Origin of the sequence: Arthrobacter livingstonensis (assembly GCF_003219815.1) — a bacterium.
Taxonomy (GTDB): Bacteria; Actinomycetota; Actinomycetes; order Actinomycetales; family Micrococcaceae; genus Specibacter; species Specibacter livingstonensis.
Genome location: NZ_QJVD01000010.1, coordinates 144,072 through 170,261, shown reverse-complemented (window position 1 = coordinate 170,261; position 26,190 = coordinate 144,072). Strand labels below are relative to the sequence as shown.

Below are 26,190 nucleotides of genomic sequence, written 5' to 3'. Positions count from 1 at the left end.
GGGCCTGGATGTAGCGGCTGAGGTGTTCCACGGTCCGTGCCCACTCGATCACTTCGGCATCGCCGAGGGAATCCAGGTTCACTCCCAGCGGGGCCGGGACCACAGGATCGGCGCCTGCGCCGGAACTGCCGGCACCGGAACCGCCGGAAGCGGACGCGGCAGTGGAGGAAGCGGCCGCGGGAGAACCGGCAGCAGTGTTCGCAGCCGCGGCGTTGGTGGCGGCTGTGGTGAGGGCGGCGGCGAGGTTGATCAGCTGGTGGATGTGTCCACCAGCTGCCCCTGTCCCTGTGTGGGTGCCGGTTGTTCCCGGCGTCCCTGCCCTTGCCTTCATAGTCCTAATTTTAGGAGATGGCACTGACATTCTCGGAGCTATATTCGGTAATGTGGAATACCTCTAGAACAGAACCCCCTGTGGAGGAAACAACACCAAAACAAGGGGAAACCCGCGGAACTGCCCCACGGAAATTACTCAACTAGACTTGGGGCGTGCTTAACGACTTTTGGGAAACCGCGCCGTCTGCCTACAAATATGCTGTCTTTGGCGGCATGGGACTGACCGCCCTTGGCATCATTATCATCGTCATTGGTGCCGCGACGTCCACGCCGGGCCTGACGTTTGTCGGCCTGCCGGTCATTGGCGTGGGGCTCATTGCCCACATGACTTCCCTTATGCTCCGCGGTCGCGCCGTCCGTAAGGCGCTCAAGGAAGCGGAACTTCGCGACCAGGGGCGCAAGCCGCGTCGGTGAAACGCTGCTTGCCCTGAAGGCGCTGCTTCCTGACGGTGCGGCTTGCTGGAAAAGACTGTTCAGTCTTATACGTCCCCGTCAGCCAGCCGCGCTGCCGGCGAATTAACGGTCAGTGTCCAGCGGCCCCAGTGCCGGATTCGGCGCTGCGCAGCGTCCACAGGCACATGGCGGCTGCGCCGAGCATCAATACCACTCCCACCATGGCCACCACGCCCGAACCGGAATCGAAGGCGTGTTTGGCGGAGTCCAGCAGTGCGGAACCCTGTGCGGCCGGCAGCTTGCCGGCCATGTCGATGGCCCCGCCCAACGTTTGGCCCGCCGTGTGCCGGTCCGCACCGGAAAGGCCGCCGGGAATGACGACATTCATCCGGTAGGCAGCCGCCAGAACGCTGCCCAGCAGGGCTGTCCCCAACACGGAACCAACCTCGTAGGCGGTTTCGGAAATGGCCGACGCTGCACCGGCCTTGGCGGGCGGGGCAGCGCTGAGGATCAGGTCATTGGAAATGGTCTCCGCGATGCCCACGCCCGCACCCAGCACTGCAAAGGCAATGATGATGCCGGCCACGGAGCCGTCGTTGTTAAGCCAGACAATCAGGAATCCCACTGCATTGAGCAGCAAGCCTCCGGCCACCAGCCGGGAGGGCCTGAGGTACTTCGCCAGGGACGCGGCCAGTAGCCCCGTCACGATGGAGATGACCAGCCCCGGCACCAGCACATACGCCGCCGTGGTGGGGGAGAGACCTACCACCAGTTGCAGGTGCTGGGTGATGAAGTACAGGAAACCCACCAGTGAGAAGATGCTCAGCAGGTTCGCCAGCACGCCGCCGGTGAAGACGGGATTGTGGAACAACCGGACATCCAGCATGGGTTCCGCACGTTGAAGCTGGCGCCGCACAAACAAGGCTCCAAGCGACACGCCCACAATCAGGCAGGCCACGTTCGCAAACGTCATCCCGGTCTGCGCGATTTCCTTGATGCCATAAATGACAGGAACCATGGCACCGAACGACAGCACAATGCTCAAGGGGTCAATCTTCCCAGGCGCCGGGTCCTTGGACGCCGGCACGAAGATCGGTGCAAGGACCAGCAGCGGGACAAGGACGGGAACGGAAAGCAGGAACACGGCGCCCCACCAGAAGTGCTCCAGCAGAAATCCGCCAACAATGGGTCCCAGTGCGGCGCCGCCGGAAAAGCAGGCAGCCCAAATGGCGATGGCCGTGCGGCGTTGGTCCTGATGCGCAAACAAATTGCGGATCAGCGAAAGCGTGGAAGGCATCAGCATGGCACCAAACACGCCCAACAGGGCGCGGTAGCCGATGAGCGCGCCCGCCGACGGCGCAAAGGCGGCCGCAACGGATACCAGCGCAAAGCCGGTGCTGCCGAGCAGGAGCAGGCGGCGGCGGCCGAAGCGATCGGCCAAACTGCCCATGGGAACCAGCAGTGCGGCCAGCACCAGCGGGTACACGTCAATGATCCACAGCAGCTCAGCGGCGGATGGGACCAGCGCCAGCGAGATGGAGGGGACCGCAAAACTCAGCACCGTGTTGTCCACGGAAATCAGCAGCACCGGCAGCATCAGCACGGCAAGGGCAATCCAGGCGCGTGCGCCTGCCCGGGCGGCAGTAGTGCCGGGCGTAGGGGTGTCAAGAATGAAGGCCATGTCGTCTAGTCTAAACCGTCTAGTCGGTACAGTACACCGTCCGGACGGTGTACTTCCTCACTTCTTGTAGGCTGTAAAGATGACTACACAGCCGTCCGCGCGAGAGCGGGTCCTGCAGGCCTACGAGGATTTGCTGATCAATGACGGTCCCCGCGCGGCTACCTTGGATGCCGTCGCGGCGGCCGCCGGGGTCTCCAAGGGCGGGCTTTTGTACCATTTCAAGAGCAAGGAAGCCCTGACTGCCGGCCTCGTGGACAAAATGCGGGAAATGGCCGAACTGGACTTTGCCCTCATGGCCAAGGACCCCGATGGTTGCGCCAAATACTACGTGCGCACCAGCGTCTTTGGCGGCACGACCTTTGACCGGACGATCGTAGCTGCCATGCGTCTGGCCCAAGGCGATGACAGCACTGTGCGGGCCGCCTTTTCCGAAATCCATGCCAGCTGGTACCGGCTGATCCTCGGCGACATTAAAGACCCCTCAGTCGCCCGCGCCGTCATGCTGCTGGGTGATGGGCTCTACTACAACGCGGCACTCTTTGGCCTGCCCGCCCATGCGGGGAACGACGCCGGTCCTGACGGCAGCGTCGATGTCCAGTCGCTGCTGGGCGTCGTCGATCGGATGGCGTCCGGCGCGCGCGCCTAGCCTGCCGCGCGCCCGTCCCAAACGATAGCGCGCACCGGCCTCCCCGACCTCGCTGCGCTCGCCCGGGGCCCCTCGGCCGGTAGGCTTGGGCCATGACCATCAACCCCCAACTGCAGGGCCGCAGCTACCCCGCGGCCGACGTTTACAGCGTGGGTCGCGAGTCAATCCGCGAGTTCGCGCGTGCCGTCAAAGCCGCCCACCCCGCCCATTTTGATGTCGCCGCCGCCCAGGAACTGGGCCATGCCGACCTGGTGGCTCCGCCCACCTACGCGATCATCGTCGCGCAGCGTGCCGACGCCCGGCTGATCAACGATCCCGAGTCCGGGATCGACTTTTCCCGCGTGGTGCATGCGGAACAAAAATTCACGCACCACCGCGCCATTGTGGCCGGCGACGAGCTCGTGGCCGAACTCCATGTCGACACCGTCCGGGCCATGGGCGGCGGCGCCATGATCACCACCCGCGCCGAGATTTTTTCCGTGGCCGGGGACGCCGTCGCCACCACTGTTTCCGCCATCCTGGTGCGCGGGGAGGGACATTAATGAACTTTGCGGAACTTGAAGTTGGCCAGCAAATCGGCAGCCGAACGCTTGAAATTTCCCGCGCCGACCTGGTGAAGTACGCCGGTGCCTCCGGGGACTTCAACCCGATCCACTGGAACGAGCGCTTCGCCCGCGGCGTGGAACTGCCCGGCGTCATCGCCCACGGCATGTTCACGATGGGGGCGGCGGTGCAATTGGTGACCGACTGGGCCGGCGACCCCGCCGCCGTCGTCAGCTACGGCACGCGCTTCACCAAGCCGGTGCCGGTGGCGGACCTGGACGGGGAGCCGGGCGCCGTCGTCGAGGTTTCCGGCACCATTGGTGCGCTCGACGCCAACGCCGGAACGGCCCGAATTGACCTGGCTGTCACCCTCGACGGGCAAAAGGTGCTGGTCAAGGCGCAGGCCACGGTCCGCGTGGCGTGAGCCGCACCAAGCCAAACAGTGCCAGCCCAGGCAGTGTCAGGGCCTGGCGCAACGGCGTGGTCACCGCGTATGCCGGGTCCGGGCTGGTCTTTTCCACGTGGGTGTCCCGCATTCCGGCGATCCGCGACGGCCTGGGCCTGACCCCGGGCACCGTGGGGCTGATCCTGCTCTGCATGTCGCTGGGTTCCTTCGTGTCCGTGGCCGCCTCCGGCCTGGTGGTGCTGCGGCTCGGATCGAGGCTGACCACCCGCGTTTGCACCACCATCCAGGCTGCGGGCCTTGTCGTCATGGGCGTGGGGGCCAGCGTGTACACCAACCCGCTGGTGGTGGGCGCCGGACTGGTGATCGTGGGCCTGGGCACCGCGAGTTTCAACACCGCCTCCAACATTGAGGGCGCTGCCGTGGAGCGGGCCCTGGGGCGGCACATCATGCCGCGGCTGCACGGCTCGTTCAGCATTGGCACCGTGGTGGGCGCCGGGCTCGGTGCACTCGCCGCTTCCGTGCACCTGCCCGTGGCCATCCACGTTTCCGCCATGGCCGTGATTGTCTGGGCAGCCATCTGGGTGGCCACCCGACACTACCAGGCCGACCGGCGTGCGGCGGACGCGGGGCGTGGGCAGGGTGCGGTCCACGTGGGTGAATTGGATTCTGTGCCGGGCACCGGCCCGGTACCCGTCATCAAACCAGGTACGACGGCGCGTCCCCCAACAAAGGGGGCGGCCTCACCGGCCGCCGGCCTTGCGTCCAGCGAGCCGTCCGCTAACGACGCGGCCGCCGCGCTGGCCGCGGAATCCCGCAGGCTGGCCCAGGCCAAGCTCGACGGCAGGGCAAAGATCGCCGCAGCCTGGCGGGATCCGCGCACCCTGCTGATCGGCGTGCTGGTCCTGGGACTCGCCCTGGCCGAAGGGGCGGCGGGGGACTGGGTGGCGCTGGCCCTGGCCGACGGTTACGGCTCCTCCAATGCGGTCGGCGCCCTGGGCTACGGCATTTTCGTCTCCGCCATGACCATCGGACGGTTCGCCGGCACCATGGTCCTGGACCGTTACGGCCGCGTGGCCGCACTGCGTGCCAGTGCCGCCCTCGCCGTCGTCGGGCTGGCCGTTTTTGTCTTCGCCCCGAACCAGGAAATCGCCCTGGCCGCGCTCCTGTTCTGGGGCCTGGGCTCCGCGCTTGGATTCCCGGTGGGCATGTCCGCCGCCTCGGACGACCCCGACCATGCCGCGGCCCGCGTTTCGGTGGTCTCGACCATCGGCTACGGCGCGTTCCTGGGCGGGCCGCCGCTACTGGGCCTGCTGGCCGAACACATCGGTGTGCTTCATTCCCTGCTCGCCGTCCTGGTCATGCTGGTGGTCGCGTTCCTCCTGACCCCCGTGGTGCGCAAGCCGGCCGCAACCGGCACCAGGGAAGACGCTACTGTTGAAGCGTGAGTGAAAACGTGCTGCTGAGTTCCCTGACCACCCTTGGCGTGGGCGGCCCCGCCCGCAACTATGTGGAGGCGGCTGCGGAAGCGGAGATCGTTGCCGCCGTCCGTGCCGCGGACGACGCCGGTGAACCCCTTTTGATTGTGGGCGGCGGCTCCAACCTGGTCATCTCGGACGACGGCTTTGACGGCACCGTCCTGAAGATCGCCAGCCAGGGCTTTGCCGTCAACGCCGAAGATTCCTGCGGCGGGGCTTCGGTCGTTGTCCAGGCCGGCCACGACTGGGACGACTTTGTCCACCAGTCAGTACTGCACGCCTGGAGCGGGCTCGAGGCACTGTCCGGGATTCCCGGCCGCACCGGAGCCACCCCCGTGCAAAACGTCGGCGCGTACGGCACGGACGTCGCGCAAACCATCGCCGCCGTCCGGACCTGGGACCGGGCGAAGAACGCCGTGCAAACCTTCACCAATTCCGAGCTGAACTTTGGCTACCGTGACTCGCTCATCAAGCAAACCACCGTCAACGGCTCGCCCCGCTACGTGGTCCTGACCGTGGAGTTCCAGCTGCCGCTGGGCCGCATGAGTGCACCGGTGAAGTACGCCGAGCTGGCCCGCCGCCTGGGCGTGGACGTGGGAATGCGCGCCAACTCGCTGGAGCTGCGCCGCACCGTCCTGGAGCTGCGCGCCTCCAAGGGCATGGTGCTGGATCCCTGCGACCGGGACACCTGGTCCACCGGCTCCTTCTTCACCAACCCGATCGTCACAGCGGCCGAGGCGGACGCGCTGCCCGCGGGCGCGCCGCGCTTTCCCGCGTCGGGCGGCCAAACTAAGCTCAGCGCCGCCTGGCTCATTGAGCACGCCGGCTTTTCCAAGGGCTACGGACTGGCGGTGGAGGGGCAGACTGCGGAGGGGCACTCGGACGACGGCGTGGCGTCAGGGCGCGCGGCCCTGTCCACCAAGCACACCCTCGCCGTCACGAACCGTGGCGGCGCGTCGGCAGAAGACGTACTGGCGGTCGCGCGGGAGGTGCGTGCCGGCGTCGTGCGCCAATTCGGCATCACCCTCCACCCCGAACCCGTCCTGGTGGGCTGCCAGCTCTGACCACAGACGCTCCCTTGTGGCCATGCAACCCCTACCGCGGTAGGGGGCCAAGACGGCTCCATGGTGTGATGTGCATTGGCCCGCTGCTCCGTAGCGTTAGTGCAAGATTCAAACCTTTCTATTAACGCGGTGTTAGCCAATTCCGTGAAGTACTGGAGGAACACCATGTCATCCGCAACATTGGACAGCACCGACCTGTTGGACGAGGCGCCCGCCACCAAACCGGCACGCAAGCGCCCCGCCCGGGACCGCCACGTCACCGACTTCATCCAGCTATGCGAGCAGGTCCGCGATGCCGGCCTCATGGAGCGCGACATCAAGTGGTACTTGACCCGGATGGTCCGCCAGAGCATCGGCTACCTTGCCGTCCTGGCCCTGTTCCTCACCCTGGGGCAAAGCTGGTGGCAGTTGGTCACCGCCGTGCTGCTGGCGTTCATGTGCACTCACACCGCGTTCCTCTCCCACGACGCGGCCCACCGCCAGGTCTTTGCCTCGGCCAAGAAGAACGCATGGCTGGCCCGCGTTGCCGGAAACCTCTTCGTTGGCCTGAGCTACGGCTGGTGGATGAACAAGCACGGCAAGCACCACCTGAACCCGAACAAGATCGGCGTGGACGGCGACATCGATCCCGGCGCGCTGGTCTTCGACCCGGAAAACGCAGCCAAGCGCACGGGCTTCGCCAAGTGGTTTGCCCGGCGCCAGGGTGCGTTCTTCTTCCCGTTGCTGACTCTTGCCGCGCTGGACCTGCACATCTCCGCCGTCGGCCGCGTGCTGGACCGCAAGCAGGTTGTGCCGCAACGCAAGGCCGAGATCGCCATGCTGGTGGTCCGCCTTGTCATCCTTCCGGCCTTCACCGTCTGGTTCCTGGGCTGGGCCATCGGCTTGGCATTCATCGCCGCGCAGGTCATGGCACTGGGCCTGTACATGGGCGGCTCCTTCGCCCCGAACCACAAGGGCATGCCGCTGGTCCCCAAGGACGTCAAGATCGACTTCATGCGCCGCCAGACCCTCATGAGCCGCAACATCTCTGGCGGCTGGTGGGTCGACGCCGGCATGGGCGGGCTGAACTACCAGATCGAACACCACCTGTTCCCCACCATGTCCTCCAAAAACCTCAAGGCCGTCCAGCCGATGGTCCGGGCCTACTGCGCCGAACGCGACATCACGTATACGGAAACCACGCTGGGCAAGTCCTACATGATCGTGATGCGCTACCTGAACCGCGTGGGCCTGGGCCAGCGCGACCCCTTCGAGTGCCCCATCACCGCGCAGCTCCGCTCGGCCCGCTAAAACCCTCCCGCAGTAAAGGGGCGTTTTGGGCGGACCCTCCCCACCTTGTCCCTCGGCCGGGGTCTCTCGGCCGGTGCCTCTCGGGCGCGCGGGCCCACCGCAGTATCGCTTGGGCTAGATTGGGGGCATGAGCGCCAAACTCACCCCCGCCACCCTTGCCTGGCTGCGACTTTGCGCCCAATGGATTTTGCCGTCAACGTCCGCCAGTCCCGCACCGGGGCCGGCGGACGTTGTGCGTTGGCTGACGGCCCTGCAGGGCCAGGACTTCCCGGGAGCACTGTGGTCCATCGGCCTGCGCGCCCCGGGTACCACACGGGCCGACGTTGAGGGGGCGTTCAACCGCGGTGAGATCGTCCGATCCTGGCCCCTGCGCGGCACACTGCACGTCACCGCAGCAGAGGACCTGGGCTGGATCCTCGGCCTGACCGCCGGGCGGATGGTCTCCGGCGCGGCATCCCGGCACCGCCAGCTGGGCATCACGACGGCGGACGTAGGCCAGGTGCGCGACGTGGCCGTTGCGCTGCTGGAACCGTCCGCAGACGCCGGAGAACTTGCCGCCGAAAGCGCCGAGGGTGGGGACGTCCGGGCCTCGGGCAGCAGCACCGCCGGGTGCGGCCGGGCCACCCGCGACGAACTGTTTGCTGCCTTTGAGGCGGCCGGGCAGCCCGTGAAGGGGCAGCGCGGCATCCACCTGCTGTGGCTGCTGTGCCAGGGAGGCACATTGGTCCAGGGGCCCATCAACGCCGTGGCCGGAAACGGCAACACACAGTTTTTTGTGCGCGCGGAAGAATGGATCAAGAACCCCCGGGTCCTGGCGAGGGAGCAGGCGCTGGCGGAACTGGCGCTGCGGTACTTCCGCAGCCACGGGCCCGCCACCGTGAAGGATTTTCAATGGTGGTCAAAGCTGCCGCTCAAGGACATCCGGACGGGCATGGAGCACGTGATGGACCAGCTGGAGAGCATTGAGTGCCACGGCGACACCTACTGGCTGGCCCCGGAAACGGCCGGGCTGTTGGCCGGCGCTGCCCCCGGGGCGCGCTCTGTCGTGCTGCTGCCCGGCTTTGACGAATACCTGCTGGGTTACACCGACAGGAGCGCGGCACTGGCCCCCCATCACGCTCCGCTGACAGTTCCCGGGGGCAACGGCATGTTCAAGGCGACGGTGGTGGCCGGCGGCCGGGTGGCCGGGACGTGGCGCAAGGCCCAAGGTTCAGCGGAAAAACAAAGGGAGGTGGCCGGCGTCGTGCTTCCCGATCTCTTTGGCGAGCTCACCCCAAACCAAACGAAGGTGCTGGAAAGATCAGCGAAGGCCTACGCGAAATTCCTCGCCCGTTAAGGTTCTGTGTTGCACTTATTGGACGAAATCGGTCTTGGTAAGCGTTATCCGGTCCAACAAGTGCAACACAGACGCGCGGGTTAGAGCGTGCCGGTGGCGATGTTCAGCATGCGGCGCAGCGGTTCGGCGGCGCCCCAGAGGAGCTGGTCGCCGACGGTGAAGGCGCTGATGTATTCCGGGCCCATCTCCATCTTGCGGATGCGGCCCACCGGGACGTCCAGGGTGCCGGAGGCGGCCACGGGGGTGAGGAACGCCATAGAGGCCTCCTTCGTGTTGGGCACCACCTTGGCCCACTCATTGTCGTTGGCGAGCAGCGATTCGATCTCCGCAACGGCGAGGTCTTCGCGCAGCTTGAGGGTGAGCGCCTGGGAGTGCGAGCGCATGGCGCCGATGCGCACACACAGTCCGTCCATGATGATGCGGTCCTCGCCGGAGGTGCCCAGGATCTTGTTGGTTTCAACCCCGGCCTTCCACTCTTCCTTGGACTGCCCGTTGCCCAGGTCCGCATCGATCCAGGGGATCAGAGAACCAGCCAGCGGTACGCCGAACTGGCTGGAGTCAATGCCCTGCCGCTGGTGGGCGAGGACCTTGCGGTCAATGTCCAGGATGGCCGACGCCGGGTTGTCGAGTTCGCTGGAGACCTCGGAGTTGAGCGTGCCGAACTGGTTCAGAAGCTCGCGCATGTGGCGGGCGCCGCCGCCGGACGCGGCCTGGTACGTCATGGCCGTGCCCCACTCGACCAGGTTGTTCTTGAACAGCCCGCCCAGGCCCATGAGCATGCAGGAGACGGTGCAGTTGCCGCCGATGAAGTCGCGGGTGCCGTTGGCCAGGCCCTTGTCGATGACGTCGCGGTTGATCGGGTCCAGGACAATGATCGAGTCATCGTTCATGCGCAGGGTGGACGCGGCGTCGAGCCACAGCCCGTCCCAGCCCCGGCCGCGCAGCTCGGTGTGGACGCGCTTGGTGTAGTCGCCGCCTTGGGCAGTGACAATAATGGGAAGCTTGGCCAGCGTGTCGATGTCAAAGGCGTCTTCGAGCTTGCCGGAATCGCCGGCGCCCGCAATCGCGGGGGCATTGCCGCCGGCGTTGGAGGTGGAGAAGAAGACGGGGTTGATGCTTGCGAAGTCGCCCTCGTCCTGCATGCGCTGCATCAGGACGGAACCGACCATGCCGCGCCAGCCGACAAGCCCTACTGAGGGGACGGCGGTGGAGGGAACACTGTGAGAGGTCATGAATCCAGTTTAGGACGGGCGCACCACTCGGAAGAATTCCGTTTCACTGGGTGAACGCCCGCGGTGCCCCTATTCCGGCGCCTCAAACTCCGACTCGCCCTTGGCCCACAGCGTGAAGCGATATTCGGTGCCGTTCTTCGAGGTGTGCCAGCCTTCCTTGGGCGTGGCCCCCCGGAACGTCCACTCAGGGCCCAACGCGGGCGCCTGCGTGTCACCTGGCACGTCCGTGTTAATAACGGTGACGACGGCAACGTTGCAGTCTTCAAGCACCTGTCCAAAGAGCTGCGCCCCGCCAATGACCCACACCTCGTTGCCGCCGGGGGAGAACTGCGCCTCCACCAGGGCCTCCTCGACATTGGAAAGCACGACGGCGCCGCCCGCGTCCGGCGTCGAACCCCAAGTTTCCTGCCGGGTCACCACGATGTTGGTGCGGCCCGGCAGGGGACGGTACTTTTCCGGGAACGATTCCCACGTCTTGCGGCCCATGACCACTGGGTGCCCCGCGGTAACACGCTTGAAGTGGGCCATGTCCTCAGGCAGGTGCCAGGGCATGCCGCCGTCGGACCCAATGATGCCCTGAGTGGTCTGGGCCCAGATCATGCCCACGATGGGCTCGGTGAAGCGGTAAAAAATGGGCAGATCGGGGGAGGTGGCCTCGGGGCTCATACGGCGATCGGGGCCTTAATCGTGGGGTGGTGCTGGTAGTTGACCAGCTCGAAGTCTTCAAACGTGTAGTCGAAAATGGAGTCCGGCCTACGGGCGAAGCGCAGCTTCGGGGAGGGATACGGCTCGCGGGTCAGCTGTTCGGCGACCTGTGCGAGATGGTCGTCGTAGATGTGCACGTCCCCGCCTGTCCAAATAAACTCGCCCGGGTCCATGTCCAGCTGCTGCGCCATCATCATGGTGAGCAGCGCGTAGGAGGCGATGTTGAATGGCACGCCCAGGAACGTGTCCGCGGAGCGCTGGTACAGCTGGCAGCTGAGCCTGCCCCGGCCGTCCTCCGTGGGCTGGACGTAAAACTGGAAGAACGCGTGGCACGGTGGTAGCGCCATGTCCTTCAGCTCGCCCACATTCCACGCGGACACAATGTGCCGGCGCGAGTCGGGATTTGTGCGCAGGGACTCCATGACCTGGGTGATCTGGTCGATGTGCCCGCCATCCGGCGTTGGCCACGAGCGCCACTGGACGCCATAGACGGGACCCAGCTCGCCGGCGTCGTCCGCCCATTCATTCCAGATCTTCACGCCGTTGTCCTGCAGCCAGCGCACGTTGGAGTCCCCGCGCAGGAACCAGAGCAGCTCCAGGGCCACGGACTTGAAGTGCACGCGCTTGGTGGTGACCAGCGGGAAGCCGGCGCCCAGGTCAAAGCGCAGCTGGCGGCCAAAAACGCTGCTCGTGCCGGTGCCGGTGCGGTCCGATTTTTGGGTGCCGTTCGCCAGCACGTCGCGCAGCATGTCCTCATACGGGGTCACAATAGTCACGCCCCACAGTCTACTTGGCCGCCCGCTGGTTCAGCCGACCCTGAAGAAGTGAGACGAGGGTTTTGTCGTCCAGGCCGGCCCGCGTGCCCTCGGCCATTAGATGTTCGACGGCGGCCATCACCTCCCCAGCTGCTCCCCCTGCTCGCAAGTCCCCAGCCGCTCCCCCTGCTCGCAAGCTCGCAGCGGGGCCCTTGCGGCTGTGGGCCCACGCAGCGGGGCCCTCACGGCCGTGGGCCCAATCGGGGCCTTTCGTGCCGGGCTGGGAGACTGGCAGGGGAGCCGCTGCCACGACGGTGCCCTGCCGGCGGTTGGTGGTGACAAGCCCGGCAGCCTCGAGGTCCTTGTAGGCGCGGGCCACGGTACCAGCCGCGACGCCAAGGTCGCCGGCCAGGCTGCGGACGGTGGGCAGGCGGGTGCCGGCGGCCAGCTCGCCCACGACAATGAGCGAGGAGATCTGGGTATGGATCTGTTCATACGGGGGAGTGGCCGTCCCCACGTCGATGGCAATGCGTGCTTCCACGGTCGGCTACTTGTTCAAGCCGGCGTGGCCGGGATGTATATTTCCGGGAAGTGCGCCGACAGCCGGCGGCACGAAGTCCGCGCGCGTGAATTTGCGGGCTGGATAAAGCAGGAGCAACGCTGCCAGCACGATGGCCGCCGCACCAAGGGCTGCCAGGTCCGGCTGCGGCGCCAGCGGGTTGGCATCCGCCTCGTACCGCACCTCCAGCAGGATCGCGCCAAGGATGGCAAACCAGCCGGATGTCACGGTGCGGGTGATCCGCACCAGTGCCCGTCTGCGCAACGAGCGGTCAAGCAGAAGCGGCGCCTTGTCCAGGGCCGGGCGGCGGAAAACCTGCCAGCCGGCCAGTGTGCCCGTTGCCAGGATGGCCGTGGCGGAAATTATGGGAACCAGAATGAACGAATGGGGGCCGCCGGTCCCGTTCCAGCCCTCCGCGGTGCCAGGACCCAGGGTCACGGTGCGCCATGCCTGAATCAGGGCAAGTGCCAGGCCAACTGCGGCAATGACGAGTGCGGCGTGCAGCGGCCAGGGGACGGGCTTGCGTAAGCGTGTCCGGGGCTTGCCCGGTGTCGCGTAGTTGCGGCGCAGCAGTACTTCCATCGCGGCGTAGCCCAGCAGCATCAAGGTGATTCCCACGACCACCGGGCCCATCCAACCCAGCCAGGTCATGAGGAGGGCGCCGACAAACCCGCCCACGATTGCGGCCGGAATCGCCGCGGCCATGGCTGAATCCGCCAGGTGGGCCGCGGCTGGCCCGTCGCCGGAGGCCGGATCCGCAGAAGGCCCGCTGGCAAACAAGCTGTTGTACCCGGTGTCGGCAGTGGCCGCGCCAGCGCCGGAGGCAGGGTCAAGGAACGGCGGCTTCCACACGAGCATGGCGAACAGCACGGCCACGTTGGCAAATACCAGCCAGTTGACCCAGGCCGTGGTGTCCGAGTTAGGCGCGGGCTGCACCAGGTAATTTCCGGCAATCGCGGCCAAGCCCGAGGCCACCGTGGCGGACACCCGCAGCAGTCGATTCATGCCAATGGTGCGCAGCGTCTTGTTCTGCACGCTGTCCAGGCCCTCCAGGGACCGTCGCGCGGCGATGAGCCGCATGATGCCATGCGTTCCCAGCGCCAAGACGGCCAATGCAGTCCCCAGCGCCGTGGCCAGGGTCCAGCCGGGAACGCGGCCGTTCTGGGGGCCGTACCCGCTTCCTTCCATGGGTGACCCGGCGGCACTGGCGGGGAAACCGGGTGCGAACACCAGCCACACCAGCACGCCGGCACTTAGCAGGAAGACACCCAGAACGGTCCAGCCCAGCGCGGGCTGGACGAAGTCCCGAACCCGGCGAAACTCCAGGACGGCCACCCGTTTGGGTGATTTTGGTGCCGGCCAGGAAAGCTGGCCGATCAGGTGGACCATCAGGACGGCGGCGACGGGGCCAATGAGCGAGGAAAACGGCACAGCCGCCCACGGATTGTTGGAAACCTGCAGCTGGCCAAGCGGAAAGGTCCCGGCCTGGCTGGCGGAGGCGAGGCTGCTGACGGCCCAGGCGATGAATCCTGTCCACAGCGCGTGCTGGCGAAGGTTTGCCAGGGACTTCCCGTGCCGGGGCGTCCACGCAATGAACCGCAGGAACAGGTAGAGCACGACGCTGCCCACCGCCAGGACTGGCGCCAACATGACGATTACTTGAAACCAGTTTGGTGCCAGCACCATTTCCCCCATGCCACGAACAATCTTTGTATCAAACATACAGTACAAAGGATTTCAGGGGAAGACTGCCAGCCACTGCGATCAACCCGCCACCACCGGACGCTCCCTCATTTCGCGGCTCCCCGGCCACCGGTGCTGAGAGAGCGTCCGGAGAAAATGACCCGATGCTGAGGGAGCGTCCGGAGAAAATGACTCGGTGCTGAGGGAGCGTCCTTCAGTCCTCGTAGGGCCTGTGCTGCTCCACAGCCACGATCCGGCCGGGATCGTTGACGGACACGTGCGCCACCAGGATTTCGCCCGGGGCCAGGTGCGGATCGCCCAGCGGCAGCGTTGCGGCCAGTGAGGGGGCCATGTGCGCGGCCAGGGCCTCCAACAGGGTGGGCAGGACGGGGCGGTGGGTGCATACGGCCACGGCGCTGGACTTGGACTTGGCCAGCAGCTTGTCAATGACGGCGGAGGCCTTGGCGGGGTTGCGCTTGTGGTCCGCCTCGGTCAGCGACTGCACCACCTTGACCTTGGCCTTCGTGGCCTGGGCATAGGGGGAGATGGTGGCGATGCAGCGCATCCAGCCACTGGTGAGAATCTTGCCCGGATGCCAGGCCATGAGCAGCCGCTGCAGGGACAGGGCCTGCCGCTTTCCCGTGGCGGCCAGCGGCCGCTCACCTTCGGCGCGGGTCCAGGCCGAGCGTGGCTTGGCCTTGGCATGCCGGACCACCAGCAGGGGCCAGGTTTCCAGCGTTCCCGCCTCATGCGCGGCGATCAGGGCATCCAGGGGTTCGACGTCGGAGGGGTTGGACAGCAGTCCGCGCGCCTTGGTCGGGCTGCACCAGACAGCCGTGTCCACTTCCTTCCCGTCAGGCAGGGGCGGCATGTCGTCCACCTCGGCCGCCCAATAGTGCACTTCCTTCAGGCCCGGCTTCACGGCATAGCGGATGAACGGCAGCGGAATGCCGAGGGTGATGGGCAGCCCAACCTCCTCAAATACCTCGCGCACGGCGCACTCGGCCAGGGTTTCGCCCTGGTCAAGCTTTCCCTTGGGCCAGGACCAGTCGTCGTAGCGCTGGCGGTGGATGAGCAGAAGCTCGAGCTTCTTCTTTTTCACACGCCAGCACAGCGCACCGGCGGCGTACACGGAAATCTCCGTGGCGTCGCCGGGCACGTCTTCCAAATGCTCGGTGCTGCGCATTACCGGCGGAGGGTGGAGCGCTGCCGGGAACGGTTGGCGAGCAGCCAGGACTGGACGTCGCTGAGCGGGTTTCCTTCGGCGTCGAGGTGGTGCCGTGTCCATTCGCCGTCGTTGCCCAAATGCCAGCTGGAGGTGCCTTCGTCGAGGTAGCGGTCCAGGAGGTTGTCAATTTCGGCAATGTCCTCCTTGTTGGACAGCTGGACCAGGGCCTCCACGCGGCGGTCAAGGTTGCGGTGCATCATGTCGGCGGAGCCGATGTAGACCACCGGGTCCCCGCCGTTGGCAAAGGTGAACACGCGTGAATGTTCCAGGAACCGGCCCAGCATGGATCGGACGGTGATGTTCTCGCTCAGCCCCGGAACGCCCGGGCGCAGTGAACAGATGCCGCGCACAATGATGCCGACCTCCACCCCGGCCTGGGACGCGCGGTACAGCGAATCGATAATGGCCTCATCCACGATCGAGTTGACCTTGAAGCGCACCTGCGCCGGCCGCCCCGCGCGCTTGTTGGCGATTTCCGCATCGATGCGCTCGATCAAGCCTGAACGCACGGAACGCGGGGCAACCAGCAGCCGCTCAAAGGTGGACTTTGGCGCGTAGCCGGAGAGTTGGTTGAACAGCCTGGACAGGTCCTCACCCACCTGGTTGTCGGCCGTGAGCAGGCCGAGGTCCTCGTAGTAGCGGGCTGTGCGCGGATGGTAGTTGCCGGTGCCGATGTGGCAGTAGCGGCGCAGCCCGTCCTGCTCCTGGCGCACCACCAGGGAAAGTTTGCAGTGGGTTTTGAGCCCCACAATGCCGTACACCACGTGGACGCCGGCCTGCTCCAGCTTCCGGGCCCAGGATATGTTCGCCTGTTCATCGAAGCGGGCCTTGATTTCCACCAGCGCCAGCACCTGCTTACCGGCCTCGGCGGCATCCACCAGGGCGTCGACAATCGGCGAGTCGCCGGAGGTGCGGTAGAGCGTCTGCTTGATGGCGTGCACCTTGGGGTCCGAGGCCGCCTGCTCCAGGAATGCCTGCACCGAGGTGGAGAAGGAGTCGTAGGGGTGGTGGAGCAGGATGTCGCGGCGGCGCATGGCGGCAAACACGTTGGCGGCCTTGGACGTCTCCGACTCATTCAAGTCCCGCGAGGTGTGGGCCAGGTGCTTGGGGTACCGCAGGTCGCTGCGGTCAATCTGGCCAATGACGGACAGCCCGCGCAGGTCCAGCGGGGCCGGCAGCCGGTAAACCTCGGCGTCCTCGACGTCGAGCTCCCGCACCAGCAGCGCCAGGACGTTCGGGTTGATGTCCGTAGCCACTTCCAGGCGGACGGGCGGGCCGAACCGGCGGCGCAGCAGTTCCTTCTCGAGCGCCTGCAGGAGGTTCTCGGCGTCGTCCTCTTCGACCTCGAGGTCCTCATTGCGGGTGACACGGAAGGTGTGGTGCTCCAGCACCTCCATGCCCGGGAACAGCTGGTCCAGGTGCTGGGCGATGACTTCCTCCAGCGGAATGAACCGGGCCACGCGCCCGGGCACGGTCCCGGCCCGCGGGCCGTCCACGGAAACCAGCCGGGGCAGCAGGTCCGGCACCTTCAGGCGGGCGAAAAGTTCCTTGTCGCTGACAGGGTTTCGGACCACCACGGCCAGGTTCAGCGACAGCCCGGAAATGTACGGGAAGGGATGGGCCGGGTCCACTGCCAGCGGGGTGAGGATGGGGAACATCTTCTCGGCAAACATCTTGTCCAGCTGGTCCTTGGCGCCGTCGTCCAGCTCGTCCCAGTGCACCAGGTGGATGTGTTCGTAGGCCAGGGCGGGGCGGATCTGGCTGGCAAAAACATGCGCGTGCCGGGCCTGCAGCTCATGGGCGGCGTCGCTGATCTGCTCCAGGACCTCAATGGGGCTCAGCCCGGCGGGAGAGGGCAGGGCCAGGCCTGCGGCGATCCGGCGCTTCAGCCCGGCCACGCGGACCATGAAGAATTCATCGAGGTTGGAGGCGAAAATGGACAGGAAGTTCACCCGCTCCAACAAAAACAAGTCCGGGTCCTCGGCCAGTTCCAGGACCCGGGCGTTGAACGCCAGCCAGCTAAGCTCGCGGTCCAGGAAACGGTCCGGGCTGATGTCGCCCTCCGGCATGAGGTTCGGCTCAAATTCGGGGATGTCGATCCGGTCCTGCGTGGCGCGGGCGGACTGTACCTCACCGGTTCCGAAGCGGTCCCCGTTGAGCGACGCCGCCGTTTGCACCGGTCCCTTGTATTCGCGTTTCATCGATAAATCCTCAAAGTTGGGGCTGCGATGTTTCAACATTACAAGCCGCGGCGGGCGGTGGGGGACCCAGACAGCCTGATTTTTGCGTCGTTCAGGACGCAGAAACAGGGCCGTACATGACATCCGCGTCCCATTTGGTGAAGCCGAGCTTGCGGTAAAGCGCCACGGCCGGTTCGTTGTCGGCGTCCACATACAGCATGATGGCACTCAGCCCCTGTGCCTGCAGGTACTCAATCCCCTGCGCGGTCAGCGTCTTTCCCAGGCCCATGCCCTGCGCAGCGGGCGTCACCCCCACCACGTACACCTCGCCCATGGCGGACTGTCCGGCCCTGCCCGGGTGCACCTTGGTCCAGTGGAAGCCCAGGATTTCGCCGGAGCCGTCCACGGCCAGGAAGAAGCCCTCCGGGTCAAACCAGGGCTCCTTCATGCGGGACTGCAGGTCCGCAAGCGTCAGCGCGCCCTGTTCGGGGTGGTGTGCGAAGGCCGCGGCGTTGGCTGCCAGCCAGGCGGCCTCGTCCTGGTGCGGGACAAAGGTCCGCAAGGTCACGCCGTCGGGTGCTGCATGGCTGACGGGCGCCGCCGGCGTTTCCGGCATTTGCCGGACCAGGCGCATTCTCCACAGCTCGCGGATGGCCCGGTAGCCGTAGCTGGCGGCCAGGTCGGCGGCGGCCTCGTGGTCACCGTGCGACCACGCCTTGATGCCCTTGAGCCCCCGCACCGCCAGCAACTTGTCCACCAGCATGGAGCCGACGCCCTCATTGCGGTAGTTGGGGTGCACGGCGATCTCCAGGACGCCTTCTCCTCCGTCAAGCACGACGACGGCCACCCCGGCCAGATCTTCGCCCTCCGTCGGCGAGTTCTCCTCCGGGGCATGGGTCAGCAGCGTCAAAACGGAGTGTGGGCCGGCGTGAGGGGACTTCAACTCAAACAGGGTTTGCTCGGAAAACGGCGGATTGCCGTCGGCATCCTCGGCGTCCCCGACCAAGTCGAGGATGTCGCGGAGGGCTTCGGGCTCGGGGATGCCCGGGATCACCGTCACGGGCCAGCTGCCAGTCTTTGCGGGGCTCATGACCACAGCCTAGTCCCCACGCCCTCCCCGGGTGACGCTGGCGCGCCACCCGGGTCCCTCTCGCGCATGGGCCCACCGTGCCGCCGAACGCGAGACATGGAAGTCCGCAGGGTCCATTGTGGCGACTCCGGCCCGTCCCGAACCGCCCGGTTTGCGCTGGGAGGAGCCGCTGGCCTAGAGTTTGAAGGCAGCAACCCGGGGGGATGCACCAGTGGGGTGTCCTCGATACGTTCGACCCGTATGTCCTCCACAACAGCCAAAAGGCCCGCTCCGTTTCGGAGCGGGCCTTTTGCGCTTAATCGCCGGGGCGGCCCGGAATGCGTGCGTCGTGTCAACAGATCAATGTTGTTCCTTAGGCCTCGGCGAGCTCGTCGTCGGCCATCTTGGCAATGGTCAGGCGGTAGCCGACGTTGCGGACGGTGCTGATCAGGCTCTCGTGGTCTGAACCCAGCTTGGCGCGCAGGCGCCGCACATGGACATCGACGGTGCGCGTGCCGCCGAAGTAGTCGTAGCCCCATACCTCGTTCAGGAGCTGGGCGCGGGTGAAGACGCGCCCCGGATGCTGGGCCAGGTATTTCAGGAGTTCAAACTCCTTGTAGGTCAGGTTCAGCACCTTGCCGTGGACGCGGGCGGTGTAGCTGTCCTCGTCAATGACCACGCCGGCCGCCTGGATCTCCTGGTGCACGGCGTCCCCCGCATCGGTGGAACGTGTCAGGGCCAGGCGGATGCGGGCCTCCACTTCGGCCGGGCCCGCGGTGTCGACAATGACGTCGTCGGCGGCCCAGGAAGCGGTCACGGCCGCCATGCCGCCTTCGGTGAGCACCAGCAGCAGCGGCACGCTGATGCCCGTGGCGCGCAGCAATTGGGTCAGGGAGCGGGAGCCGGCCAGGTCCTTGCGGGCGTCAACGATGATGACGTCGGACGGGTTGGCCTCCAACAGGGCCGTGGGCACGGCGGGAAGGATGTGGACGGAGTGGCTGAGCAGTTCCAGCGCAGGCAAAACATCCACGGAACTGCCGTGGTTGTTGGTCAGCAATAAGATCTGCGACAAGACTTCCTCCAAAATGCGGAATGCGCATCTTTGAGCGACGAACCACTGGGCACCCCTACTGGCGGAAACGCGGGGCCATGGAGCAGGTGCAGTGGACCATGGGAAAACGCACCGGAGCGAGGGTTGTTCCACAGTGTACCGCCAGAATAGGGCAGGATTGATGTGTGAAGTCATCAATAGCCGGACTTATGGCCATCATCGCGCTCGCAGTCATCGTCGCCGGGCACGTTTTCGGACTTGGCTACATTGTGGGAGTCATGGTGGTGCTGTCGGCGGCGTTCGGGTTCGGCTGGCCCCACTACCTGGGGATTCCTGCGAAGAAGACGCTGGGCACCGTCATTGCACTTACCGGGGCCGGTGCGGCCGTGACCAGCGGCATGACGGCCGACGCAAACTTCCTGGTGTGGACTCCCATCTTTATTGCTGTCGGCTTCGGTGCCGTCATGGTGGTGCAGCTGATCCGTGGCACGGGCCAGTCGCACCGGCTTGAATCGACACTGGGGGCGGGGGCCGGGGTGGCCATCGCAGGTTTCGCCGCCGGCTGGGTGGCCTCCTACCGCTTCCTGGGGGAGCCCGGCATGACCCTGATCACCGCCATCAGCGCGGCCGTCGCACTGGCCATCGGCATGCTGCCTTGGCCCGACCGCGTCTCCGCGCCGCTGGCCATCGTGCTGTCGGCACTGGCCGGGCCGCTGGCGGCGCTCCTGTTTTCCGACGTCCGGATCTTTCCCGCCGCGGTCCTCGGGGCGCTGGTGGCCGCCGTGATCGCCAGCTTCCACCGGCTGCGCACCCTCACGGGGCCCGTGCCCAACGTCCCGGGCGGCTTTGCCGCGGCGGCCGCCCCCCTCCTTTCTCTGGGCGCATTGGTGTATTTCATCGACAAGCTGCTGTTGACCTAGGTCCCCAAAAGATCACGATAGGATGGCACCATGAGCGTACTTGCCTTGGAAATCTTCTTCATTTGCCTTCTGGTCCTTGCCGGTGTCACCATGGCCTGGTTCGCCGGGCTGGTGGTGTGGCGTCTCTTCAAGGGCCAGCAGTAGCCTGCCATGGCCATTGAGATCCCCACGGATTTAACGCCCGAATTGGTCCCGCTGTCCTGGCTGCTTGGCACCTGGTCCGGCCGTGGCCGGCTTGGCACGGGTGTTGGCGATGATGAGCACTTCACCCAGACGGCCACCTTCAGTGCCAACGGACTCCCATACCTGCAGTACACCGCCGAATCGTGGCTTACCGACGACGAAGGAACCGTCCTGCGCCCGCTGTCCGTGGAGACCGGATTTTGGCAGCTTGACCGTCCCTTGAACGACGCCGACGGCGGTCCGGGCCTGATTCCCGCCGACATTGTGCCGGCCTTGCGGACGGCCGACGACGTCGAAGCCCTGCGCAACGCCGACGGCGGCTTCGACATCATTGCCAACATCGTCCACCCCGGCGGCATCTCCGAGCTGTACTACGGCAGCATCAAGGGCCCGCAGATCCAGCTTTCCACCGACGCCGTCATGCGCGGCTCCGGGGCCAAGGACTACAACGCGGCCACCCGCATCTTCGGCCTGGTCGACGGCGACCTTTACTGGCGCTGGGACGTTGCCGCCCAAGGCAAGTCCCTGGAAGCCCACGCCTCCGCGGCCCTCCGCAAGGTGCAATAGGCGAACCCGGCCGGTGGTCGAGCTTGTCAGGCCCGGCTTGTCGGCAGGTCCCGCGGTGGTCGAGCTTGTCAGACCACGGCATCTAGACCCCCGCGGCAGTCCGGCGTTCCCCCGGCGGCTTTCCGGCCTTTGGCCGCGGGCGGCCTTCGGCCTCCCTGACGCCGCCTACGGAAACACCGGACCGCTGCCTCGTCTATCTGGTCCAGGCAGCGGTTTTCGAGCTTGTTCACACTCGCCAGGGGTGCTAAAGCTGCCCAACTCGGACGCAGTCTGGGGCATGTGCGGGACGAACTTTTATTATGCGGTGCACTGAAGGTCGAGTGCCGCGCATAATGTGCTGCCACTTCCGGTATGCGCAGCCAAGGCCAGCGGCAGTGCGCATGTGGCCGAGCTGCGCATTGTCGAGGGGCCCGCCCTGCGCATAAAGAAATTCCGCTTCCGCTATGCGCAGTGGCCGAGGTGCCGGCCGCGCATAATGTGGCTCGACTTCGGCCGGACGCGAGGTCCGACTTATCTGGCGCGCATAATGTGGCTCCACTCCACACTCCACATCGGCATGCTCAGGACCCGGGAACGGTCGTGCGCAGCGGAGACCGCGCGCACGCGTGAACTGCCAGGAGTCCATGCGCAGAATCACGTTATGGGATTTGCGCATGCTGATGCGTGTCTCCATGGGCCCGGGTTGAGGCACGCTCAACCAGAGATAGGCTCGAGATAAGGCCGGAATAGGCCAACCAGGGAAGGCGTTGCACCCGTTATGAGCTATTTGAGTCCCTTGCTAAACCGCCACGGAGCCGTACAGGCCGGCGGGCTTGATGCCGGCGTCGCCGCCCATTATGGCGATCCCAACCGCGAACAGCGCCTGCTGGCCGGATATCTGGGGAAGCCGGCGACCGCCGTCGTGGACCTTTCACATCGCGGCGTGGTCACGGTGACCGGCCCGGACCGGCTGAGCTGGCTGAACACGTTGTCCTCGCAAAGCCTGACGAACCTTGCACCCAATGTTGGCACGGAGCTGCTGCTGCTGAGCGTTCAGGGCCGCATTGAATTCGATGCGAGGGTCGTGGATGACGGCACCAGCACCTGGCTGATCGTGGAGACGGACGAGGCGGAACCGCTGGCCGCCTGGTTGAACTCCATGAAGTTCATGCTGCGCGTGGAAATTGCCGATGTCTCGGCCGACTGGGCCGTGCTGGGCTCGGTGGCCGAGGTTCCCGAGTGGGATTCCCTGCTCGTGTGGACCGACCCCTGGCCGCACATCGGCGCCGGCGGCTGGAGCTACGCGGCCGTTGAAGAGGACAGGCACCCCGGCCTGGAGCGTCCATGGCACGAGTACCTGGTCCCGTCCGCGGAATTGACCGCCACGGTGGGGGATCGGCCGCTGGCCGGCGCCTGGGCGGCCGAGGCCCTCCGGATTGCCGCATGGCGACCGCGCCGCGGAGCCGAAACCGACGACAAGACGATTCCGCACGAACTGGACCTGCTGCGGACGGCAGTGCACATGGCGAAGGGCTGCTACAAGGGGCAGGAAACCGTGGCCCGCGTCCACAACCTGGGCCACCCGCCGCGGAGACTGGTCTTCCTGCAGTTGGACGGTTCGCAGCACACCATTCCGGCACCCGGCAGCGACGTGTTCGCCGGCGACCGCAAGGTGGGCGTGGTGACCAGCGTGGCGCAACACTGTGAGATGGGTCCCATCGCCCTGGCACTGGTCAAGCGCACGGTGGACCCCGACGCGGAGCTTACCGTGGACGACGCCGGTGAATCGTACGTGGCGGCCCAGGAACTCATCGTGGCCACCGACGCCGGCCAGGTGGTGGGCCGGGCCACCGGCTTCCTGCGGACGCCGCGCTAGGGCCGCAGCCTTCGCCTGCAGCGGCCATCGCGGGCAGCTTGGATGCCCTGCGGGGGCGGCATTCCCGCAGGGTGTGACGCCCCTGGCGTGGTCGGGGTAAATAAAGGAAGTTAAGTCTGGAACAAACGTGGCTGGGACGCTGTTACGCTAATAGTCCACGCGGAATAATTCTGCTGGACTAGCGATTGAAAGGTGGTACGCGGACATGGCGGCAGAGAAACAACTCACCCCCTTGGGCGTTGCCGCCCTTGGACTGCTGGCGGAACGCCCCATGCACCCCTATGAGATGTACCAGCTCCTCATCCAGAGGCATGAGGACAGGCTTGTCAAGGTCAAGCCAGGCACCCTGTATCACACCGTGGGCAGGCTCGCGGAGGCCGATCTGGTGAAAACGGTTGGCACCGACAGGGACGGCAACAGGCCCGAACGCACCACGTATGCCATTCTGCCGGCCGGCCGGGACGCGCTGGAGCGTCGGCTTAAGGAGCTCCTGGCCCGGCCCGCCACCGAATACCCCAGTTTCCCGCAGGGGATTGCCGAGGCACATAACCTTCCGTCCGGCGTCGTGCTTGACCTGTTGGGCGAACGGTTGGGTGCCCTCGAAGCGCACCTGGCCGAGCTGGAGTTAGACGCGCACATGGCCCGGGCCAGGGACGTGGAACAAAGGTTCTGGATCGAAGTGTTGTACCAACAGGCCATCATCCGCGCGGAGCTGGCCTGGATTCGCCAGCTGTGCTCAGACATCACCTCCGGCGCGCTGCCGTGGCAGCAGCCCGAATTTTTCGACCATTTGGCACGAACGAAACTTTAAGGAACAATGCATGGAAACCGTGGCAAAACCGTGGCCCGCGTTATGGGCGCTCGTGTTGGGCTTCTTCATGATTCTGGTCGACTCCACCATCGTCTCGGTGGCCAACCCAAAGATCATGGAGGGCCTGAACACGGACATCAACTCCGTCATTTGGGTCACCAGCGCCTACCTGCTGGCCTACGCTGTCCCCCTGCTGGTCACGGGGCGGCTGGGTGACAAATATGGTCCCAAGAACCTGTACCTCATCGGCTTGAGCGTGTTCACGCTGGCGTCCCTGTGGTGCGGGCTTTCCGGCAGCATCGGCATGCTGATCTTGGCCCGTGCGGTCCAGGGCCTCGGGGCGGCCCTGATGACGCCGCAGACCATGGCCGTGATCACCCGCATCTTTGCGCCCGACAAGCGCGGTCCGGCCATGGGCCTGTGGGGCGCCACCGCTGGCGTGGCCATGCTGGTGGGCCCCATCCTGGGCGGTGTCCTGGTGGATGGCCTGGGCTGGGAATGGATCTTCTTCGTCAACGTACCGGTGGGCATCGTGGCCTTCATCCTGGCCGTGCGCCTGGTGCCGTCCCTCAAGACGCACGACCACAAGTTTGACCTTCTTGGCGTCGCGCTGAGCTCCATCGGCCTGTTCATGCTCGTCTTTGGCATCCAGGAAGGTGAAAAGTACAACTGGGGCACCATCGCCGGTCCGATTTCCGTCTGGGGTCTGATCATTGCCGGAATCGTCTTCCTTGCCCTGTTTATCGTCTGGCAGGCCGTCAATAAGGGCGAACCGCTGGTGCCGTTGCACCTGTTCAAGGTGCGCAACTTTTCGCTGGCGAATGCCGCCATCACCACCATGGGCTTCACCGTCACCGCCATGAGCCTGCCGCTGTTCTTCTACTACCAGCTGGTCCGTGGCATGTCACCGACACAGTCGGCCCTCATGATGGTCCCCATGGCGTTGTTCTCCGGCGTGCTGGCGCCGTTTGTGGGCAAGCTCGTTGACATCGTCAACCCGCGCTACGTGGCGTTTACCGGCTTCGTCCTTATGGCGGTTTCGCTGCTGTGGACCTCCTCGCTAATGAACGCGGACACGGCAATTTGGCTGTTCCTGCTCCCCAGCGGCCTTCTCGGCATTGCCAGCTCCGGCATTTGGGCCCCGCTCTCGACCACGGCCACCCGCAACCTGGGTCCGCGCGAGGCCGGAGCCGGTGCCGGGATCTACAACACGACCCGGCAGATCGGCTCGGTCCTGGGCTCCGCTGCCATCGCGGCACTGATCGGAGCCCGGCTGGCGGCCGAAATGCCCGCCGGCGCCAGCCAGGGTGCCAGCGGCGCCAGCGGCCAGCTGCCCGAGTTCCTGCGGGCCGGCTTCGCCACGGCGATGGGCCAGTCCATGATCCTGCCGGCCATGGTGGTGCTGGTGGGCGGGGTGATGGCGCTGCTCTTCGCCAAGCCGCGTGCCGTGGACGCTATTTATGCGGAGTTTAACGGGGCACAAGGGCAACCGAAGTCTGAAGTCCCGCGACACTAAAACCGGTTGACATGGCCAGTGCGTGGGCGGGTGCATTGTTGACGTCCGCCCGCCACTGGACAATCAAGCCGGCCGCCAGCGCCTCGTGCGCGGCGATTTCGGTCGCCAGCCCGCCCAGCCCGCGGCGCCTGAACTTCGGTGCCACCAGGGTTCCCAACTGTGCCAGCAGCCCCGCAAACTCGGCGTAGGCAGCACAGGCGAGCGGGCCGGCGTCGGGCTCGGGGGATTCCATGACCGTGAATTTGTGCGGCAGCCCTGCCAGCCCGACGTCGTTCACGTCGTCGGGTGGGCACAGCGCCGCCAGCGCCTCGGCATCCGGATGGCCGTGCGAGACCATGACGGTGCCGGGCGGCTGGTGCAACGGCAGGTCATCGGCGTAATACAGCGTCTGGGTGCCGTGGCCGCGGCCGCCAAAATCCCGGGTGAGGCGGAGCATGTTGGCGTGGTCGCTGAGCTCGTCGTCGCTGTAGGCCTGCGCGGCGTGAAGCAGCTCGGCGGGGCCGGTCAGGACGGCCTGGTCCCAGAGGCGCAGAAACGTCAGTGATCCGGAGTCCTCAACGTGTGTGATGCGGCCGGCGGAAGAGCTGTTCACCAGGGAATCGGCGGGCAGGCCCAGCCCGCGCTCCCAGGCGAGCCGGACGATCGCGGCGGAACTTACATCGAAAGTCATTCTTAAAGGCTAGTCCACACGCCCTCCCCGGCTGGCGCC

General features: G+C 66.0%; 25 protein-coding genes. 13 read left to right on the top strand and 12 right to left on the bottom strand.

Going from position 1 to position 26,190, the window contains the following annotated elements:
• A partial coding sequence (locus CVV68_RS11355; RefSeq protein WP_211320802.1) for a hypothetical protein occupies nt 1-331 on the bottom strand: 331 nt, incomplete at its 3' end.
• A gap of 155 nt (nt 332-486) precedes the next feature.
• Here CVV68_RS11355 and CVV68_RS11350 point away from each other — a divergent pair.
• A complete protein-coding gene (locus tag CVV68_RS11350; protein WP_110501104.1) occupies nt 487-747 on the top strand; it encodes a DUF3188 domain-containing protein in 261 nt (86 codons plus the stop codon).
• A 109-nt stretch (nt 748-856) separates the two neighbouring features.
• Here CVV68_RS11350 and CVV68_RS11345 read toward each other — a convergent pair whose 3' ends face one another.
• Nucleotides 857-2,407, bottom strand: coding sequence for an MFS transporter (locus CVV68_RS11345; protein WP_110501103.1), 1,551 nt, complete (start codon nt 2,405-2,407; stop codon nt 857-859).
• A gap of 79 nt (nt 2,408-2,486) precedes the next feature.
• Here CVV68_RS11345 and CVV68_RS11340 point away from each other — a divergent pair, with 79 nt between their 5' ends.
• From CVV68_RS11340 to CVV68_RS11310, 7 genes are all read left to right on the top strand, one after another.
• Complete coding sequence (locus CVV68_RS11340) at nt 2,487-3,053, top strand: TetR/AcrR family transcriptional regulator (protein WP_110501102.1); 567 nt, start codon at nt 2,487-2,489, stop codon at nt 3,051-3,053.
• A gap of 92 nt (nt 3,054-3,145) precedes the next feature.
• A complete protein-coding gene (locus CVV68_RS11335; RefSeq protein WP_110501101.1) occupies nt 3,146-3,595 on the top strand; it encodes an FAS1-like dehydratase domain-containing protein in 450 nt (149 codons plus the stop codon).
• Nucleotides 3,595-4,020: a MaoC family dehydratase gene (locus CVV68_RS11330; protein ID WP_110501100.1), complete on the top strand. Its 426-nt coding sequence runs from the start codon at nt 3,595-3,597 to the stop codon at nt 4,018-4,020. The genes CVV68_RS11335 and CVV68_RS11330 overlap by 1 nt, the downstream gene beginning before the upstream one ends.
• Nucleotides 4,017-5,447, top strand: coding sequence for an MFS transporter (locus CVV68_RS11325; RefSeq protein WP_110501099.1), 1,431 nt, complete (start codon nt 4,017-4,019; stop codon nt 5,445-5,447). Before CVV68_RS11330 ends, CVV68_RS11325 begins: the two co-directional genes overlap by 4 nt.
• The gene (locus CVV68_RS11320) at nt 5,444-6,541 is read left to right on the top strand and encodes a UDP-N-acetylmuramate dehydrogenase (protein WP_245933479.1); all 1,098 of its coding nucleotides are present in this window, start codon (nt 5,444-5,446) and stop codon (nt 6,539-6,541) included. The genes CVV68_RS11325 and CVV68_RS11320 overlap by 4 nt, the downstream gene beginning before the upstream one ends.
• Nucleotides 6,542-6,706: 165 nt before the next feature.
• Complete coding sequence (locus CVV68_RS11315; RefSeq protein WP_110501098.1) at nt 6,707-7,831, top strand: fatty acid desaturase family protein; 1,125 nt, start codon at nt 6,707-6,709, stop codon at nt 7,829-7,831.
• A gap of 127 nt (nt 7,832-7,958) precedes the next feature.
• Nucleotides 7,959-9,167 carry a winged helix DNA-binding domain-containing protein gene (locus CVV68_RS11310; protein WP_110501097.1) on the top strand — a complete coding sequence of 403 codons (1,209 nt, stop codon included), beginning with the start codon at nt 7,959-7,961 and terminating at the stop codon, nt 9,165-9,167.
• Nucleotides 9,168-9,247: 80 nt separating this feature from the next.
• Here the strand turns inward: CVV68_RS11310 and asd are convergent, their stop codons facing one another.
• The 9 genes from asd to CVV68_RS11265 all read right to left on the bottom strand — a co-directional run bounded on the left by asd (nt 9,248) and on the right by CVV68_RS11265 (nt 19,650).
• Entirely contained in the window at nt 9,248-10,399 is a 1,152-nt protein-coding gene (asd, locus tag CVV68_RS11305; RefSeq protein WP_110501096.1) for an aspartate-semialdehyde dehydrogenase, read from the bottom strand.
• Between the two features lie 69 nt (nt 10,400-10,468).
• Nucleotides 10,469-11,065: a dihydrofolate reductase gene (locus CVV68_RS11300; RefSeq protein ID WP_110501095.1), complete on the bottom strand. Its 597-nt coding sequence runs from the start codon at nt 11,063-11,065 to the stop codon at nt 10,469-10,471.
• The gene (locus CVV68_RS11295) at nt 11,062-11,880 is read right to left on the bottom strand and encodes a thymidylate synthase (protein WP_110501094.1); all 819 of its coding nucleotides are present in this window, start codon (nt 11,878-11,880) and stop codon (nt 11,062-11,064) included. The genes CVV68_RS11300 and CVV68_RS11295 overlap by 4 nt, the downstream gene beginning before the upstream one ends.
• Before the next feature lie 10 nt (nt 11,881-11,890).
• A complete protein-coding gene (locus CVV68_RS24765) occupies nt 11,891-12,400 on the bottom strand; it encodes a GntR family transcriptional regulator (RefSeq protein ID WP_110501093.1) in 510 nt (169 codons plus the stop codon).
• Between the two features lie 6 nt (nt 12,401-12,406).
• On the bottom strand, nt 12,407-14,140 hold the full coding sequence (locus CVV68_RS11285) for a hypothetical protein (protein ID WP_211320801.1): 1,734 nt from the start codon (nt 14,138-14,140) through the stop codon (nt 12,407-12,409).
• 175 nt (nt 14,141-14,315) lie between these two features.
• Complete coding sequence (locus CVV68_RS11280) at nt 14,316-15,287, bottom strand: NUDIX hydrolase (protein ID WP_110501091.1); 972 nt, start codon at nt 15,285-15,287, stop codon at nt 14,316-14,318.
• Nucleotides 15,287-17,530 carry an RNA degradosome polyphosphate kinase gene (locus tag CVV68_RS11275; RefSeq protein ID WP_110501090.1) on the bottom strand — a complete coding sequence of 748 codons (2,244 nt, stop codon included), beginning with the start codon at nt 17,528-17,530 and terminating at the stop codon, nt 15,287-15,289. Before CVV68_RS11275 ends, CVV68_RS11280 begins: the two co-directional genes overlap by 1 nt.
• Nucleotides 17,531-17,621: 91 nt before the next feature.
• Nucleotides 17,622-18,599 (bottom strand): mycothiol synthase, encoded by a 978-nt coding sequence (gene mshD / locus CVV68_RS11270; protein WP_110501089.1) that lies wholly within the window; start codon nt 18,597-18,599, stop codon nt 17,622-17,624.
• A gap of 352 nt (nt 18,600-18,951) precedes the next feature.
• Nucleotides 18,952-19,650: a winged helix-turn-helix transcriptional regulator gene (locus CVV68_RS11265; protein WP_110501088.1), complete on the bottom strand. Its 699-nt coding sequence runs from the start codon at nt 19,648-19,650 to the stop codon at nt 18,952-18,954.
• A gap of 164 nt (nt 19,651-19,814) precedes the next feature.
• Between CVV68_RS11265 and CVV68_RS11260 the strand changes: the two genes are divergently transcribed.
• The 5 genes from CVV68_RS11260 (at nt 19,815) to CVV68_RS11240 (ending at nt 25,481) form a co-directional block, all read left to right on the top strand.
• Entirely contained in the window at nt 19,815-20,549 is a 735-nt protein-coding gene (locus tag CVV68_RS11260) for a permease (protein WP_170133153.1), read from the top strand.
• 150 nt (nt 20,550-20,699) lie between these two features.
• Nucleotides 20,700-21,299, top strand: a complete 600-nt coding sequence (locus CVV68_RS11255; protein ID WP_110501086.1) for a nitrobindin family protein — start codon at nt 20,700-20,702, stop codon at nt 21,297-21,299.
• Nucleotides 21,300-22,056: 757 nt separating this feature from the next.
• Nucleotides 22,057-23,154: a CAF17-like 4Fe-4S cluster assembly/insertion protein YgfZ gene (gene ygfZ, locus CVV68_RS11250; protein WP_110501085.1), complete on the top strand. Its 1,098-nt coding sequence runs from the start codon at nt 22,057-22,059 to the stop codon at nt 23,152-23,154.
• A gap of 205 nt (nt 23,155-23,359) precedes the next feature.
• Nucleotides 23,360-23,965: a PadR family transcriptional regulator gene (locus CVV68_RS11245; protein WP_110501084.1), complete on the top strand. Its 606-nt coding sequence runs from the start codon at nt 23,360-23,362 to the stop codon at nt 23,963-23,965.
• A gap of 10 nt (nt 23,966-23,975) precedes the next feature.
• Nucleotides 23,976-25,481 (top strand): DHA2 family efflux MFS transporter permease subunit, encoded by a 1,506-nt coding sequence (locus CVV68_RS11240; RefSeq protein WP_110501083.1) that lies wholly within the window; start codon nt 23,976-23,978, stop codon nt 25,479-25,481.
• On the opposite strand, the gene CVV68_RS11235 is transcribed toward CVV68_RS11240, so the two are convergent.
• Nucleotides 25,435-26,151, bottom strand: coding sequence for a GNAT family N-acetyltransferase (locus CVV68_RS11235; protein WP_110501082.1), 717 nt, complete (start codon nt 26,149-26,151; stop codon nt 25,435-25,437). The two genes, CVV68_RS11240 and CVV68_RS11235, sit on opposite strands and share 47 nt — an antisense overlap.
• Between the last annotated feature and the right edge of the window lie 39 nt (nt 26,152-26,190).

Excerpts from the sequence above, each read along its gene's own strand:
- CVV68_RS11345 (WP_110501103.1), bottom strand. The coding sequence starts at position 2,407 with ATGGCCTTCATTCTTGACACCCCTACGCCCGGCACTACTGCCGCCCGG.
- CVV68_RS11340 (WP_110501102.1), top strand. The coding sequence starts at position 2,487 with ATGACTACACAGCCGTCCGCGCGAGAGCGGGTCCTGCAGGCCTACGAG.
- CVV68_RS11335 (WP_110501101.1), top strand. The coding sequence starts at position 3,146 with ATGACCATCAACCCCCAACTGCAGGGCCGCAGCTACCCCGCGGCCGAC.
- CVV68_RS11330 (WP_110501100.1), top strand. The coding sequence starts at position 3,595 with ATGAACTTTGCGGAACTTGAAGTTGGCCAGCAAATCGGCAGCCGAACG.
- CVV68_RS11315 (WP_110501098.1), top strand. The coding sequence starts at position 6,707 with ATGTCATCCGCAACATTGGACAGCACCGACCTGTTGGACGAGGCGCCC.
- CVV68_RS11310 (WP_110501097.1), top strand. The coding sequence starts at position 7,959 with ATGAGCGCCAAACTCACCCCCGCCACCCTTGCCTGGCTGCGACTTTGC.
- asd (WP_110501096.1), bottom strand. The coding sequence starts at position 10,399 with ATGACCTCTCACAGTGTTCCCTCCACCGCCGTCCCCTCAGTAGGGCTT.
- CVV68_RS11300 (WP_110501095.1), bottom strand. The coding sequence starts at position 11,065 with ATGAGCCCCGAGGCCACCTCCCCCGATCTGCCCATTTTTTACCGCTTC.
- CVV68_RS11285 (WP_211320801.1), bottom strand. The coding sequence starts at position 14,140 with ATGTTTGATACAAAGATTGTTCGTGGCATGGGGGAAATGGTGCTGGCA.
- CVV68_RS11280 (WP_110501091.1), bottom strand. The coding sequence starts at position 15,287 with ATGCGCAGCACCGAGCATTTGGAAGACGTGCCCGGCGACGCCACGGAG.
- CVV68_RS11275 (WP_110501090.1), bottom strand. The coding sequence starts at position 17,530 with ATGAAACGCGAATACAAGGGACCGGTGCAAACGGCGGCGTCGCTCAAC.
- mshD (WP_110501089.1), bottom strand. The coding sequence starts at position 18,599 with ATGAGCCCCGCAAAGACTGGCAGCTGGCCCGTGACGGTGATCCCGGGC.
- CVV68_RS11255 (WP_110501086.1), top strand. The coding sequence starts at position 20,700 with ATGGCCATTGAGATCCCCACGGATTTAACGCCCGAATTGGTCCCGCTG.
- ygfZ (WP_110501085.1), top strand. The coding sequence starts at position 22,057 with ATGAGCTATTTGAGTCCCTTGCTAAACCGCCACGGAGCCGTACAGGCC.
- CVV68_RS11245 (WP_110501084.1), top strand. The coding sequence starts at position 23,360 with ATGGCGGCAGAGAAACAACTCACCCCCTTGGGCGTTGCCGCCCTTGGA.
- CVV68_RS11240 (WP_110501083.1), top strand. The coding sequence starts at position 23,976 with ATGGAAACCGTGGCAAAACCGTGGCCCGCGTTATGGGCGCTCGTGTTG.
- CVV68_RS11235 (WP_110501082.1), bottom strand. The coding sequence starts at position 26,151 with ATGACTTTCGATGTAAGTTCCGCCGCGATCGTCCGGCTCGCCTGGGAG.